At 33.6% G+C, this 15,402-nt stretch carries 15 protein-coding genes and 1 rRNA gene; 6 read left to right on the forward strand and 10 right to left on the reverse strand.

What is annotated here, in order from left to right; genetic code table 11:
* Nucleotides 1-496 precede the first annotated feature (496 nt).
* On the reverse strand, nt 497-859 hold the full coding sequence (locus BZG01_RS20625) for a hypothetical protein (protein WP_101311739.1): 363 nt from the start codon (nt 857-859) through the stop codon (nt 497-499).
* A gap of 171 nt (nt 860-1,030) precedes the next feature.
* Between BZG01_RS20625 and BZG01_RS20630 the strand changes: the two genes are divergently transcribed.
* Nucleotides 1,031-2,578 (forward strand): hypothetical protein, encoded by a 1,548-nt coding sequence (locus BZG01_RS20630; protein ID WP_101311753.1) that lies wholly within the window; start codon nt 1,031-1,033, stop codon nt 2,576-2,578.
* Between the two features lie 31 nt (nt 2,579-2,609).
* Here the strand turns inward: BZG01_RS20630 and BZG01_RS20635 are convergent, their stop codons facing one another.
* Together BZG01_RS20635 and BZG01_RS20640 are read right to left on the reverse strand one after the other, a co-directional pair.
* The gene (locus BZG01_RS20635; RefSeq protein WP_101311740.1) at nt 2,610-3,965 is read right to left on the reverse strand and encodes a M23/M56 family metallopeptidase; all 1,356 of its coding nucleotides are present in this window, start codon (nt 3,963-3,965) and stop codon (nt 2,610-2,612) included.
* Nucleotides 3,958-4,338, reverse strand: a complete 381-nt coding sequence (locus tag BZG01_RS20640) for a BlaI/MecI/CopY family transcriptional regulator (protein WP_101311741.1) — start codon at nt 4,336-4,338, stop codon at nt 3,958-3,960. Before BZG01_RS20640 ends, BZG01_RS20635 begins: the two co-directional genes overlap by 8 nt.
* 146 nt (nt 4,339-4,484) lie before the next feature.
* Between BZG01_RS20640 and BZG01_RS20645 the strand changes: the two genes are divergently transcribed.
* Nucleotides 4,485-5,114: a hypothetical protein gene (locus BZG01_RS20645; RefSeq protein WP_101311742.1), complete on the forward strand. Its 630-nt coding sequence runs from the start codon at nt 4,485-4,487 to the stop codon at nt 5,112-5,114.
* Between the two features lie 55 nt (nt 5,115-5,169).
* Here the strand turns inward: BZG01_RS20645 and groL are convergent, their stop codons facing one another.
* The 6 genes from groL to BZG01_RS20675 all read right to left on the reverse strand — a co-directional run bounded on the left by groL (nt 5,170) and on the right by BZG01_RS20675 (nt 10,658).
* Nucleotides 5,170-6,807: a chaperonin GroEL gene (groL, locus tag BZG01_RS20650; protein ID WP_101311743.1), complete on the reverse strand. Its 1,638-nt coding sequence runs from the start codon at nt 6,805-6,807 to the stop codon at nt 5,170-5,172.
* A gap of 33 nt (nt 6,808-6,840) precedes the next feature.
* Nucleotides 6,841-7,119: a co-chaperone GroES gene (locus BZG01_RS20655; RefSeq protein WP_101311744.1), complete on the reverse strand. Its 279-nt coding sequence runs from the start codon at nt 7,117-7,119 to the stop codon at nt 6,841-6,843.
* A 259-nt stretch (nt 7,120-7,378) separates the two neighbouring features.
* Nucleotides 7,379-7,720, reverse strand: a complete 342-nt coding sequence (gene secG, locus BZG01_RS20660) for a preprotein translocase subunit SecG (RefSeq protein WP_101311745.1) — start codon at nt 7,718-7,720, stop codon at nt 7,379-7,381.
* A gap of 7 nt (nt 7,721-7,727) precedes the next feature.
* Complete coding sequence (locus BZG01_RS20665; RefSeq protein WP_101311746.1) at nt 7,728-8,765, reverse strand: hypothetical protein; 1,038 nt, start codon at nt 8,763-8,765, stop codon at nt 7,728-7,730.
* 3 nt (nt 8,766-8,768) lie between these two features.
* Entirely contained in the window at nt 8,769-9,281 is a 513-nt protein-coding gene (locus tag BZG01_RS20670; protein WP_101311747.1) for an LptE family protein, read from the reverse strand.
* Nucleotides 9,282-9,413: 132 nt separating this feature from the next.
* Nucleotides 9,414-10,658: a sigma-54 interaction domain-containing protein gene (locus tag BZG01_RS20675; protein WP_101311748.1), complete on the reverse strand. Its 1,245-nt coding sequence runs from the start codon at nt 10,656-10,658 to the stop codon at nt 9,414-9,416.
* A 191-nt stretch (nt 10,659-10,849) separates the two neighbouring features.
* Here BZG01_RS20675 and BZG01_RS20680 point away from each other — a divergent pair, with 191 nt between their 5' ends.
* The 4 genes from BZG01_RS20680 to BZG01_RS20695 all read left to right on the forward strand — a co-directional run bounded on the left by BZG01_RS20680 (nt 10,850) and on the right by BZG01_RS20695 (nt 15,219).
* The gene (locus BZG01_RS20680; protein ID WP_101311749.1) at nt 10,850-12,019 is read left to right on the forward strand and encodes a sensor histidine kinase; all 1,170 of its coding nucleotides are present in this window, start codon (nt 10,850-10,852) and stop codon (nt 12,017-12,019) included.
* Nucleotides 12,020-12,040: 21 nt separating this feature from the next.
* The gene (gene kdsB / locus BZG01_RS20685) at nt 12,041-12,790 is read left to right on the forward strand and encodes a 3-deoxy-manno-octulosonate cytidylyltransferase (protein WP_101311750.1); all 750 of its coding nucleotides are present in this window, start codon (nt 12,041-12,043) and stop codon (nt 12,788-12,790) included.
* 115 nt (nt 12,791-12,905) lie between these two features.
* Nucleotides 12,906-14,513 carry a sensor histidine kinase gene (locus BZG01_RS20690; RefSeq protein ID WP_101311751.1) on the forward strand — a complete coding sequence of 536 codons (1,608 nt, stop codon included), beginning with the start codon at nt 12,906-12,908 and terminating at the stop codon, nt 14,511-14,513.
* The gene (locus tag BZG01_RS20695; RefSeq protein WP_101311752.1) at nt 14,503-15,219 is read left to right on the forward strand and encodes a response regulator transcription factor; all 717 of its coding nucleotides are present in this window, start codon (nt 14,503-14,505) and stop codon (nt 15,217-15,219) included. The genes BZG01_RS20690 and BZG01_RS20695 overlap by 11 nt, the downstream gene beginning before the upstream one ends.
* Nucleotides 15,220-15,316: 97 nt before the next feature.
* Here BZG01_RS20695 and rrf read toward each other — a convergent pair.
* A 5S ribosomal RNA gene (gene rrf, locus BZG01_RS20700) occupies nt 15,317-15,402 on the reverse strand; the annotation flags it as partial.

Below are 15,402 nucleotides of genomic sequence, written 5' to 3' on the forward strand. Positions count from 1 at the left end.
AATTACTAATGGATAGATTTTTAATTGTGTTTGGGATAAACCCAAACACGAAGAAAAATAAAGAAAAAGTCAGGCAACTCAATAATTTTGGTTTAATAGCTGCATAAAACTTAACGAACTATTGTTACTCAAAACATTCCATAAAAAAAACCGGACAAGAAGAATCTTGCCGGTTATCACAACTAATATTAAAACATAATCAAAAAGATGGTCTAAATAATAACAAGAAGAATCTAAGAGATCCGATTAAGCATGGAATGTTTCTCAAAAAAGTATAATCACACCTAACTTACTTTTAAACTACTAATTCTAACGGATTGGATCATTCGTAAATATTTACTAACAAGCCAAAAAGAAATCGTTCATTTCCTCACAGAACCATCACAACTTAGTATTCTTCATGTTTGGTTAATAGTTAGATCATTAATAACACAAGGGGGATAGTGTTACCAACTCTCTAAAAAATTGCAATTGAATTAACAACTACAAATGGTTTTCAAAGTACGTTGTCACCAGAAATTTCCTCAAAACTACTCTTTAAAGCAGCCATACGTTTCTGATGAATTGGAGCTTTCGTTGTATTTGTAACAACAGAATTTAATTTGCCTGACAATTCTTTTCTAAATGCCTCCAATTCTTCAACTGAAACCACTTCTTTAATGGATTCCACCAATTTGGTTAAATTCATTACGCCAGCAAATTTATCAACAATCACATTCCCAATTTCAATAGCCTGATTTCGACTGAGATCTTTGTTAATTTGATCGACTCCAATACATTCAAGAGCTTGATTTAATCCGATAACTGTTTCCAGTCTCTCGGATTTTGTTAATTTTGATAACAGATTTGTTGTATTCATGTTCCGTTTCAAGATTATTTAATTGAATCATTCTCTTGATTTGATGATTCAAATGTAGCTCATGAATTGAGATTACGAAAATCGTTTTTTAATACAAACTACGAAGTTCAAGCAAAATGAATATTGAAAATTACACTGTTTACCAAACAGTTAACTTACACATCTTTTACAATGCCTAAACAACAAATAGACCCTCTGTTTCAATTAATTAAATCGATTTCGAAATCGGAGAAACGAAATTTTAAATTGTATGCCAATAGAATTAGCAGTGAAAAGGAGACCAAATTTTTACAACTTTTCGATGTTTTGGATAAAATGGATGACTACAATGAGACCATCATTTTAAAAAAAGCAAAAGAAATAAAGCAATCTCAGCTTCCTAATCTAAAGGCACACTTGTACAAACAACTTCTTACCAGCCTCCGGTTAACGCAGATCAATCATGATATCAGCATCAGTATCCGTGAACAGATTGATCATGCAAAAGTTCTGTACAACAAAGGCTTGTATCAGCAAAGCTTAAGAATACTTGATAAAACGAAAGCCCTGGCCCGAAAAAACAAGAAGAATATTCTGGTATTTGAAATTGTCCAATTCGAGAAGTTATTAGAATCGCAGTACGTTACTAAAAGTATTGAAAACAGAGCCGAAGAAATTACCCGGGAAGCAACTGAAATCAGTAAAATTATGGATGGAGTTGTATTCTTCTCAAACATGTCGATTCGGCTTTATGGCTTATATCTTAAAGTTGGGTATGTCCGAAACGAGAAAGATTTATTGATGGTGAAAGAATTTTTTAACACCAACTTACATCCCTATGATATTCAATCCTTAAGTTTCTTTGAGAAATTGTATTTGTTCCAGTCCTACGTTTGGTATTATTTAATTGTTCAGGATTTTTTAATGTGCTATAAATATGCACAAAAATGGGTTGATCTTTTTCAAACAAATCCCGAGATGATTCATATTCATACCGATTTGTATCTGAAAGGACTGAACAATGTTTTGGCAGCTCTCTTTTACACAAATCATGTAACTACGTTTAAAAAGAACCTGCGCTTATTAAGAAAACTGGAGCATGAAGAACAATTCCAGCACAATTCAAATTTAAATATACTTTTAAATATGTTCCTGTATGTACACCGTATAAACAGGCATTTTATGGATGGAACATTTAATAAGGGAATACACTTAATTCCAAAAATTGAACATTTTCTTGAAGAGAATAAATTTGGAATGGACAATCACCGCGCCTTGGTTTTCTATTATAAAATTGCATGTTTATATTTCGGCAATGGACAATACAAAGAGGCAATTAAATATTTGAATCGAATTTCAGATGTAAAAGATACCACGCTTCGCGGCGATATTCATTGCTTTGGCAGAATATTAAATCTGATTAGCCATTACGAGTTGGAAAATACAGAACTCTTGGAATACCAAATACGGTCAACTTATCGTTTTCTGGCAAAAATGGACGATTTACAGGAAGTTCAAAAATACATCCTTCGTTTCCTTAGAAAACTAAGTTCGATAAGTCCGGACCAATTGAAAGATGAATTGAAAAAATCAAGAATTGATTTACAAAAATGGGTTAATGATCCTTTCGAGAAAAGAGCTTTTTTATATTTGGATATCATGTCGTGGCTGGATTCAAAAATTGAGAACCGGCCTGTACAGGAAATCATTATGGAAAAAATAGAAAAAAACAAGAGATAATAGGAAAGGGGGATCGTTCGATCCCCTTTTTTTATTTCAGATAAGCAGACAAATCCTTTCCAAAAAAGTCTGCCGGATTTACAAGTTTTCCATCCTTTTTAAGCTCAAAATGCAAATGAGGACCAGTTGTCAAACCTGATGTTCCAATTGTTCCAACAAGATCTCCTTTTGATATCTTCTGGCCTTCTTTTACAGAATAGGAATCCATCTGAGAATACAAACTGGAAAACCCATTCTGATGATCTACAATTACAAAACGACCATATCCTTTTCCCTGTACAAATTGGTTGTTCACCTTGGTAACAATCCCATCCGAAACGGAAAGAATTGATGTTCCTTTTGGCGCGGCAATATCCATTCCATTATGAAATCCTTTCTTTTTGGTAATCGGATGAATTCGTTCTCCGTACCCGGAAGAAATGTAAATTTGATCGCCTGATTTTAATGGAAAGGCAAGCGATTCCAGTGGATAAAAATTATCAAAATTCCCCTCTGACAATCGTGGAATTGATTCTGAAAAGCTAAAACTTAATAAACTGATTAAAACCACTGGGATTACCAAAATAATTTTAAGATGTGCTAATTTAGATGTATCTATTTTTTTGATCATTTTAATTCTTTTTAAAGTTAACGATGAATTAAAGGAACTGGTTAAAGCAAACATCATTTGACGTTCTACATTTCTTAGTAGTAAGGTTTGATAATACACCTTGTCAATTCCTTCATTAAAACATTCCCGATCGGCCAAGTATTCATGCATTTCGATCAATGATCGATTTATTAAATAAATGAAAGGATTAAACCATAAAACCATTTTCACTAACTCAACAAACAATAAATCGAGAGAATGAAATTGTCTGGCATGAATGGATTCGTGCAAAAGAACATGTTCTTGTTCCGATTCGGTTAGTATTTGTTGATTCAAAAATATGTACCCAAAGAAAGAATACGGCGAAGAATTTTCATTTACCGATACAATTTTTAAACCATTATAAATTCTTATTTCATTGGCTTTTATTAATTTAAAGAGATGAAATACATGTTTAGCAATCCGGAAAAAAGAAACAGAAACTCCTAAAAAATACAAAATCCATACAAATGAAATCATAGAAAATAAAGGTGTTTCTGACTCCAATTCATTTGATTGCAAAATTTCTGTTTGAAATGACTGTTCAAATTCCCATACAAATTTATTGGCTGCAGAAAAATTCTCAGTCTGAAATGAAAAACTTAACAGAGGTATAATCAACGAAAGAAATGTAACAAACAGGAGATAGTATCTATTTCTGCTTGTAAAAGTATCTCCGGACAAAAATAATTTGTAGATGAAATAAAATCCAGCCAAACAAATGCTGGATTCCAGCAAATAAATTCCAAACTCAGCCATTTTTCTTCTTATTATGAATTTGTTCCTCAATTAGAGCTCTCATTTCCTCCAATTCCGAAAGTGATAAATCCTGTTCGCGAGTAAAAAAGGAAGTAAATCCTCCAACCGAATCATTAAAGAAACTCTTCATTACTCCTTTCATAAACGCACGAGTGTAAGCTCTTTTAGAGATTAATGGATAATACTGATTTACTTTCCCATAAGTTGTAAAACCGATTATTCCCTTTTTTACCAAAACCCGAACCACAGTTGATATTGTTGTATATGCTGGTCTTGGATTTGGAAATTTCTCAATAATATCTTTAAGAAAAGCTTTTTCCAGCTTCCATAAATATTGCATGACTTGTTCTTCCGCCTTTGTTAATTCTTTCATGGCGCTAATGTATGACTATTTTTATAGTTGTACAACTATTTAAATAGTCATAATGAAAAAAAATCACAATTCAGAATACGTGTATCCCGTCATGAAACTGTCATATACATAAAGAATTCTATTTAGTATACACAAAAATACAAATCATGAAACGCCTGCTAACAGTCTGTATTTCTATTCTTTTAAGTGGATGCGCAAGTTCATATGTATCTTTTCAAAACATTGAAAAGCCAAAGGAACAATATCACAAAATATTTGTAATTACGGTTTTTAATGAAATAAATGTTAAAACATTAAATGAAGAAACTTACGATAAATATTTCAGGGATGATATTAATGATCTGAAATCGATGGATAGCAGAAGGCTTATGGAGAATGCTCTTAAAAATGAAATATCCAATCCAAGAACTCCAATCACATCATCAAAAGACGAATTCAAGGTAAATATTGATATTAATTACAATAATTTTATTTCAACTTTACGCAAATGTGATACTGAAGCAATTCTTCTTATCAATGAAACAGATTACTATTATGAGGTAAGCGAAAGAATTAGTAATTGTGGGGAAATAAAAAAATCAGAAAGTCCGAAAGCTGTATTTCAAGCCTACTTAATAGATATAAATAGTATGCAGCCTTTTTGGGTTGGTAAAATTTATTCTTCGGGCACGCAATGGGATGATGCCAACACAATTTACAGGAGTATGAGCAGAAGGCTAAATAAACGACTAATCAAAGAAAAAATTCTATTACCTCCTTTATTGATACGTAAGTAAAGAAAATAAAAAAGGCGGCCAAACAGCCGCCTTCTATATTCCAGATGAAGAATGATTACATCATACCAGGCATTCCACCACCCATTCCGCCACCCATTGGCATAGCAGGAGCATCTTCCTTTATTTCAATCAAAACACATTCGGTAGTTAAAAACATACCAGCTATTGAAGCTGCATTTTCAAGAGCTACACGAGATACTTTAGCAGGATCAATAACACCGGTTTCAAATAGATTCTGATATTCTCCAATGCGGGCATTGTAACCAAAGTCTCCTTTTCCAGCTCTCACCTTATCAACCACAACTGCACCTTCGCCACCAGCATTGGCAACAATCTGACGCAATGGCTCTTCAATAGCACGCTTTATAATCTCGATACCTGTTGTTTCGTCCTCGTTCTCACCTTTAAGGTTTTCTAAAGCAGCAATTGCACGAATGTAAGCTACGCCACCTCCAGGAACAATTCCTTCTTCCACAGCAGCACGAGTAGCACTCAATGCATCGTCAACACGATCTTTTTTCTCTTTCATTTCAACTTCAGAAGCTGCTCCAACATAAAGTACAGCAACACCACCAGCTAATTTGGCTAATCTTTCCTGAAGTTTTTCTTTGTCGTAATCAGAAGTTGAATTCTCGATTAAAGTTTTGATTTGAGAAACACGGGCAACAATACCATCTTTTTCTCCACTTCCATTTACAATCGTTGTGTTTTCTTTATCAATGGTAATTTTTTCTGATTGACCAAGCATTTCCAAGGTTGCCTGCTCCAATTTCATTCCTTTTTCTTCAGAAATAACAACTCCGCCGGTAAGAATAGCAATATCTTCCAACATTTCTTTTCTTCTGTCGCCAAAACCAGGAGCCTTAACAGCAGCAACTTTTAACGAACCTCTTAAACGATTCACAACCAAAGTGGCCAATGCCTCGCCTTCTACATCTTCTGCAATAATCATTAACGGACGACCTGATTGAGCAACTGGTTCAAGAACCGGCATTAACTCTTTCATTGTAGAAATTTTCTTGTCGTACAATAAAATATATGGATTCTCCAAATCAGCTTCCATTTTTTCAGGATCGGTAATGAAATACGGAGAGATGTATCCTCTGTCAAATTGCATTCCTTCAACCACTTTCACGTAAGTTTCAGTTCCTTTTGCCTCTTCAACAGTAATTACACCTTCTTTTTTCACTTTTTCCATTGCCTCAGCAATCAGTGCACCAATAGTCTCGTCATTATTTGCAGAAATTTTAGCAACTTGCTTGATCTTGTCGAAGTTATCCCCAACTTCCTGAGCTTGCTCTTTAATGTTAGCAACAACAGCGGCGACGGCAATATCAATACCACGTTTTAAATCCATTGGATTCGCACCGGCTGTTACATTTTTCAATCCAACATTTACGATAGATTGCGCCAAAACAGTTGCTGTCGTAGTTCCATCACCAGCATCATCACCGGTTTTCGAAGCTACTTCCTTAACCATCTGAGCACCCATATTCGCTCCTGCATCAGCCAATTCAATTTCCTTTGCAACAGTAACTCCATCTTTTGTAATCTGAGGAGCACCAAACTTGCGATCAATCACAACATTTCTACCCTTAGGTCCTAAAGTTACTTTTACTGCATTTGCCAACTCATCAACACCCTTTTTTAAAAGGTCGCGGGCTTCTATATTAAATTTAATTTCTTTAGCCATTTCTTACTTAATTTTGAAAGTTTGTGTAATTAATTATGCAATGTACAAAACGTCTGACTGAGACATTAACAGATAATCATCTCCATCAATTACCAGTTCTGTTCCTGAATATTTGCCATAAAAAACCGTATCTCCAATTTTTAATTCCATTGGTTCATCTTTCTTATCAGAACCAACCAATACTACTTTACCTTGCATTGGCTTTTCTTTTGCAGCATCCGGAATAATGATACCACTTGCAGTTTTTTCTTCAGCTTTAATAGCTTCAACCAAAATTTTACCAGCAAGAATTCTACCTTTTAAGTCTGCCATTTTCAAAATATTTTAAGTTTTAAATTACAATTTATGATTCATTCTCTTTCACAATTCATGCCAAAAGAAATTCATTGACAATATTGCCGCAATACTGTTCCTATTTTAAAACATCAATAACAAATGCGAAAAAGACTTATCAACATTTCAACTGGGAATGAATAAATATACTGAAAAACAGAACGATAACAAGACAAAAAAAATGTCAGTATGATATGACATACTGACATTTATTTATATCAATGATATTTTTCTTTTCTTATTTTGCTGTATCCTTTTCGGTAGAAGGAGCTTCAGTAGGGAAAGTAGGAACATCGGTAGCAGTTTCAGTTTCCTGCAATTGCTGCTCAATTTGTGATTTCTGACCTTCTACTTCACCACGATCAATAGTCATCGCAGCTAAAAGACAAAGAACTAATAAACTTCCGGCCAAACCCCAGGTTGCTTTCTCAAGAAAATCAGTTGTTTTCTTAACTCCCATAATTTGGTTTGAGGATGAAAAGTTTGAAGCTAATCCACCTCCTTTAGAGTTCTGTACTAATACGATTAACACTAAAAGTACACAAACAATAAAGATCAATACTAAAACAAAGGTATACATACTTATCTTATTTACTATTTTTTAATTTTTCTATTCTCTCAATCTGACTCGCAAAGTAAGCGTTTTTTTCGGGATTTTTCAAAACTAATTTGTCATAAACAGCAATAGCCTTATCGAACAGTTTCTGTTTCACGTAGATAGAGGCCAAAGTTTCACTAATAAAACCATCTTTATCCTCTAAACTTCCCAATGAAATATCCTCTTGTTTATCAACAACTTTAATGTTCCTGCTTATTCTTGGTTCATTTTGAATAAAACTATCAATCAGATCAATTCCTTTTTTCGATTTTTCCTTATCTGAATCTGAATAAACTTCATTACTGTCCTTTTTATTAACAACTGTCATCCAATCTGTAAAGGTGTGACTTTCATCCTTATCCGATTCTGTTTTCCTAATATTTGGTTCTTCTGATAAAGTATATAAATTACCACCAAAACCAATATGATAAACCTCTGTTGCCGCCACCAATAATTCCGAGTCGCTCAACTGCTTTTCTGTTTGTGACTTCTCAGTTTTCGCTGTTGATTCCTCTTTTTTGTTTTCAGAATCAGCAATCTCCAAAATTTCATCATTTGCAGCAAACAAATTTTCAGATTCCACAGGATTATTCTGATCATTCAAAACCTCAGAATCCATTACTTCCGACTCCTCTGATAATTGAAACAATTCATCCCGCTCCTCTGCTTCTATTTCCGATGTAAGTGACTTTTCATCGATCAGAAGATCTGTACTTTCCGCTTGTGTAACAGGCTCTGATATTTCTGGAGCAATAAGTATTTTTTCGCTGCTTTTAAAACGGGATTGTATCTTAATTTGATCTTGAATTAACAAAAACAACTGACGCCGGTCTGGAATGTACAAAGCTGAATTTCTCAACTCTTCTTTAAACCGAATACTTTGGCTATCATGCAAGTTTTTCAACAAGAGTAGATGAGCAGTCTGAAAATAAGGATATTGGTCAATCAGACTTTTTAATTCCCGATGACTGTTCCGATCCATTTTCGCTGAATTTCTAATCCAATCCTGTAATAAACTTTGATCCATTTTTTACCAGTTTACAACCGCTTCATTGTATATATCATCAATAATGTCTTCTAAAATCTCTGCCACTAATCCTTCTTCCACATCACTTAACTGTTTGGTACTATCAAAATCCCGAAAGGCAGAAAAGCTCTTATCAAAATCATTATCAGGCTCTATTTCGTTTGTGAAACGAACTTTTACAGTAACCGTTAATCGATTGGTTGCAGAAATATCATCCGCAGTAACATCTAAAGCCTGAGTTCTGTATCCGGTTATTTCTCCTTCAAAATTCAAATGACCTTCCCCATCAACAATTTCATCTAAAGTAGTTTGTCCACGAAATTTTTCTTTAAGTGCCTCAGTAAACTGATTACTCAAATTAGGATTTACAAGGGGAGCTCTATTAGGAAAAAACTGAACAGAAAAAGTTTTCACATCAGTCGATAGTGTTCCTCCTGTAAATGAATAGGACACCTTACATGCTGTTACCACAAAGGCAACACAAAAACTTAAAAACAAGACTTTAATTAAATTCATATGATTATAATTTGTTTTTTAGTTCCCATACGGAACTTACCATGAACGAATAATCATGCCCCTGTGGGTCACAATTGCCTGTCACGGACGTTTCATATATTGGGAAATAAAAATAACAATAAATTGTGAATATTAGTTGATATCGTATTCTTTGATTTTACGATACAGTGTCCGCTCAGATATTCCTAAGTCCTGCGCAGCATACTTCCGTTTTCCGTTGTGCTTCTCCAGTGCTTTCCTGATCAATTCAACCTCCTTATCTTCAAGCGATAAAGATTCCTCAACAAATTCCTCGGTGTCTTGAATTACTGAATCTTTAGGAGATGAAACAGTAGTAGAAGTTTGCGCCGAAGATTGATGATGAAGAATGTCAATCTCCTGATCTTCATACAGTTTCCTTATAAGTAAAGCATTATCCTTTTGCAAAGACGAAGAATCCCCACTTGTTTGCATCAGCTCAAACACTAACTTTTTCAAATCAGTCATGTCCTTTTTCATATCAAAAAGAACCTTGTAAAGTATCTCCCTTTCTGAAGAAAAAGCCTGATCTTTTTTAGACGTATCAGTATAAATAGCGGGTAACATATGTTCATCATTCCTTGGAAGATAGTTCCTCAATATGTCAGCACCAATTTGCCTTTCTTTTTCAATGATGGAAACCTGTTCTGTAATATTTTTCAATTGTCGAATATTCCCAGGCCAGCGATAAGACTTCAATAACTGTTGAGCTCCGGAATCAAGCCGCAAAGGCGGCATTCTATATTTTTCAGCAAAATCCTGTGCAAATTTTCGGAACAGCAGATAAATATCCTCTTGTCTCTCGCGCAAAGGCGGCATGTTGATAGGTACAGTATTTAAACGGTAATACAAATCCTCTCTAAACTTACCATCTTTTACAGCTTTAGGAATATTAAGATTTGTTGCAGCAACAACTCTTACATCTGATTTTAAAACCTTTGACGAACCAACTTTAATGAACTCACCGGTTTCTAAAACACGTAACAAACGAACTTGCGTTGATAATGGAAGTTCACCAATCTCATCCAAGAAAATTGTTCCTTTATTGGCTACCTCAAAATATCCTTTTCGATCTGATAAGGCTCCCGTAAATGCACCCTTTTCGTGTCCAAATAATTCTGAATCAATAGTCCCTTCCGGAATAGCGCCGCAATTCACAGCTATATACGGAGCATGTTTTCGTGAGCTGAATTGATGTATTATTTGAGGAAACACTTCTTTTCCGGTTCCACTCTCTCCTGTAATTAATACCGATAAATCAGTAGGGGCAACCTGAATAGCAATGTCAAGCGATCTATTTAAAGAATATGTATTCCCGATAATTGAGAAACGATGTTTAATTGTTTGTATATCCATCAAAAAAATCTAATTTGATTGTTACCTAAATGAAAAACATGAAATTTTATCATGCTACCTGACAAAATTACTACTTTTTAGATTTAGACGGCCATTCTGCCTAATTAATATCTTTAAAGATTGTTAATTTTCAGTATCTTTTTCGTGCAATTTCCGTAATAATTCGTGTTGTACAGAGTAAAATCCAAGAGCCAATGTCAATCAATCTTAAAAGTCTTAAAGAATCAAATGAATTTTTAAATATTTTATTCAACAATATAACATCAGCAATATTTATTCTGGATAAGCATACCCGCGTTAAAAGTGTAAACGAGTCTTTTACACTCCTCTTTCAAAAAAGAGAAGAAAAGGTACTTGATAAATTATGTGGAAATTCCTTAGGATGTCAATACACCGTTGATGAAAATGCATTATGTGGAGAAACCTCTCATTGCAAAAACTGTAAATTGAGAAGTGATCTTCTGCTTACCATGTGCCAAAAAGTTCCAACAAATGATAAAAAACTTACCCGAGGATTTTACTCAAATAACCAAAAAGAAACCAAACATTTCTCGTACTCAACCCGGCACATACAATATGGTGGAAATGAATATATTCTGGTAATTATTGATGACCATACTGAGTTGGAGAATAGCAGGAATAAACTTGAAGAACAGAATGAAATACTTCGTGTACTTAATGAGCAAAAATCAAAATTTCTGGGTATAGCCGCACACGACCTTCGTAATCCTATTGGCGCAATAAAATCCTTTTCCAATCTGCTCCTAGATTCGTATCATGATTTTTCCGATGATGATAGAATTGAATTCATGGAATTAATAAAAGACAGCAGTCAGTTTTCCCTTGACCTGATTAATGAGCTATTAGATATCTCCAAAATTGAACTGGGTAAACTCAAATTGGATAAAAAGGAACAGAACATTCAGGAAATAATTGAAAATGCAATAAAAATCAATAAGATTTTCGCAAAAAAAAAGAACATCCAAATCAATTTTAATCCAACAATAAGTATTAACTCAATTTGGATCGACAAAAATAAAATTGAGCAAGTATTGCACAATCTATTAAGTAATGCTATTAAATACTCTAACCCAGATACAACAATATCTGTCATTCTTAAAAAGAACGATTCATATATTGAAATATCAGTTACTGATCAGGGAGTTGGTATTCCAGATCAGGAAGTAAAAAATTTATTTACAGAATTTGGAACAACCAGTGCAAAAACTACAGCTAATGAAAGTAGTACTGGTTTAGGTTTAGCTATCGCTAAAAAAATTGTGAACGGTCATGGTGGAAAAATAATGGCTCATAGCAAACTAGGGGAAGGTTCTGAATTTTTGTTTACTTTGCCATTAAATTAAAACACGCAAAATAAAACAAGAATGAAATTCTTAGGAATTATACCTGCAAGATATGCATCTACAAGGTTTCCTGGTAAACCTTTGGCCGATATTAACGGCAAACCCATGATTCAAAAAGTATACGAACAGGCTCTTAAAGCACTTGATCATGTTTATGTTGCTACTGATGATAAAAGAATAGAGGAAGCTGTTACGAGTTTTGGAGGAAAAATAATCATGACCTCTCCAAATCATCAAAGCGGAACCGATCGGATTGCTGAAGCGGCTAATATTATCACCCAAAATTTAAAACTTGATTTCGACGTAGTCATTAACATTCAGGGCGATGAGCCTTTTATTCAGCCTGAACAAATTAATTCTTTAAAATCCTGCTTCAATAATCCGGCTACCGAAATTGCAACATTAATAAAAGCAATTACAAATACTGCTGAAATTTTTGATCAAAACAAAGTTAAGGTAGTAACTGCTAAGGATAATCGCGCCTTATATTTCAGCCGGTCACCAATCCCGTTTGTTCGCGGTGAAGATCAGAATAAATGGCTGTCTCAAAATACTTTCTACAAACACATAGGGATGTACGCCTACCGATTTGATGCTTTAATGAAAGTTACTAAACTAGAACAAAGCAAATTAGAATTATCAGAATCTTTAGAGCAATTACGTTGGCTTGAGAATGGATATTGGATACAAACAGAAACAACAGAACATGAATCGATTGGAATAGATACTCCCGAAGATTTACTTAGAGTAAAGGAAATGGGACTTTTATAGTCCTTTTTTTTACTTTAACTTTTCATTAAGACTTATTAGGAAGCCATTAACCAATAATGAATCTTGCTCTTTGTATATTTGAATTATATCTTCAGATATCTATATAAAAATCACAATGAGCAGAAAAATTATCACCAGTTTAATCCTCCTAATGTCAATTTCATTAATTGGGATTATTGGAGTTCAAATTCTCTGGATAAAAAATGCAATCGAAATTCAGGAGCAGACTTTTGCTTCAAATATTAATAAAGCTTTACACAAAATTGTCACTAATCTTGAAAAGGAAGAATCCGTTTTTTTAATCTCAGAAGGTCTGAATTCTGCCACCGATGTTAAAGTTGGCAATATTGAAATTCATGAAATTAAACAATTTCTTGATGAGAAGAATCACAAAAATGATCATCATATCCACATAAAAACAACCCGGAAAATCAACGGGAAACAAAATAATGTAACTAGTTCTGATACACAATTAATAGTATCGGGCAAAAATCCTAAAAGTAAATCCATCAAATTTTGGCAGCCAAAAACAAATCTTGATTCATCTCTAAATATTGATATACAAGTAACTACCAATGATACCATAATTAGAGCGAGAAAAAAAGAAGAGCAAATTGAAAACATTTTTGAAAAAGTTGTCTATGAATTCAATTCTAAGGATATTACTATCAAAGATCGAATCAATGAAAAGGATTTACCCAATGACATTCGAGAAAGCTTAACCTCTTTTGATATTAATACCGAATTCGATTATGCCGTAATTGATGATAAAACAAAGAACATTGTCCTTTCATCTGACTCCAGTTTAAATTCAGAACTAGTTGCTTCGAATCATCAGGTAAATTTATTCCCAAATGATATTTTTTTATCAAATCATAAACTATCTCTGCTTTTTCCTGACTCATTCAATTTTATTTACAAATCCATTTTTTCATTACTGATACTATCTGCAATTTTCACCCTGTTTATTATTTTCACCTTTGGTAATGCAATTTTTTTCATCTTAAAACAAAAGCGTATTAATGATATCAAATCTGATTTTATCAATAACATCACTCACGAATTTAAAACCCCAATTGCTACCATAGCACTAGCTTCAGATTCTATCAATAATCCAAAAATAATCGGAGATCCTGATAGAATCAGATACTTCACATCAATTATAAAAGATGAGAACTTTCGAATGAACAAACAAGTGGAAAATATTCTTCAACTTTCTTTATTCGGTAAACATGAATTGGATATTAATGCGCAAACCAATCATATAAACGAAATACTTCAAAAAGCTGCAGAGCATATTCAATTACAAATTGATGAGAAAAACGGCACTTTAAAAATCGATTTAAAGGCAATCAACGATATAGCTGAAATCGACGAAGTCCATTTTTTAAATGCAATTTTTAATTTATTCGACAATTCAATCAAATATTCAATAGAAAAACCCGAAATTGAGATTGGAACAAAAAATCAGGACCACAAAATCCATATTTGGATAAAAGATTCAGGAATTGGTATGAATCCACAGACCAAGAAAAAAGTATTCAAAAAATTCTTCAGGGCAGAAACGGGAAATATTCACAACGTGAAAGGTTTTGGCCTCGGATTAAGCTATGTAAAGCTAATCATAGAAAAACACAATGGGTATATCGATATCATCAGTAAGCCTAACGACGGAACAACTGTCAATTTAACGCTTCCAATAAAAAGCCTAAATGAAAAATAATATTAGAATATTATTAGTTGAAGACGAACCTAATTTTGGTGCTGTCATGAAAAACTATCTGGAAATTTCAGATTTCGATGTTGTCTTGTGTAAAAATGGAAAGGAAGGATTAGAGAGTTTCGAAAATTCAAAATACGATCTTTGCATTCTCGATGTAATGATGCCCGAAATGGATGGATTTACTTTATCAAAAAGAATAAAACTAATTAATCCGGATATACCACTCATTTTTCTTACGGCAAAAGCACTTAAAGAAGATATTATTCAAGGATATCGTTTAGGTGCCGATGATTATATTACGAAACCATTTGACTCAGAACTATTAATCTATAAGATTAAAGCCATACTATCAAGAAATAATGGTATCAGCAAAGCACCAACAATAAAACAATACTCAATCGGGAAATTCATTTTCGATCCAGTATTGCGAACATTAACTTTAAATAATCAGCAAGAAAAACTCTCCCCAAAAGAATCTGAGTTGTTAAGTTTGCTCTGCGCTAATATGAATCAAATTTTACCCAGAGAGAATGCCTTACGAACCATTTGGGGGGATGATAACTTCTATACAACAAGAAGTATGGATGTTTACATTACTAAACTTAGAAAGTATTTAAAACCGGATTCCAACCTATCAATTGAGAACATTCACGGAAGTGGCTTTCGTTTACTTCAGATTAATACACCATTTGATTCGACAAAGTAAATTGTAAAAAATTATTCAAAGCCATACACAAGTTTCAACACCCAATTTAAGGGCAAAAAAAAGAGTCTCATTCCTCATTGGAACAAGACTCTTTAAAAGTTGGCGTCGACCTACTCTCCCACCAAAAAGGCAGTACCATCGGCGCTATCGGGCTTAACTTCTCTGTTCGGAATGGGAAGAGGT

It is taken from the genome of Labilibaculum manganireducens, from assembly GCF_002843385.1.
Taxonomy (GTDB): domain Bacteria; phylum Bacteroidota; class Bacteroidia; order Bacteroidales; family Marinifilaceae; genus Labilibaculum; species Labilibaculum manganireducens.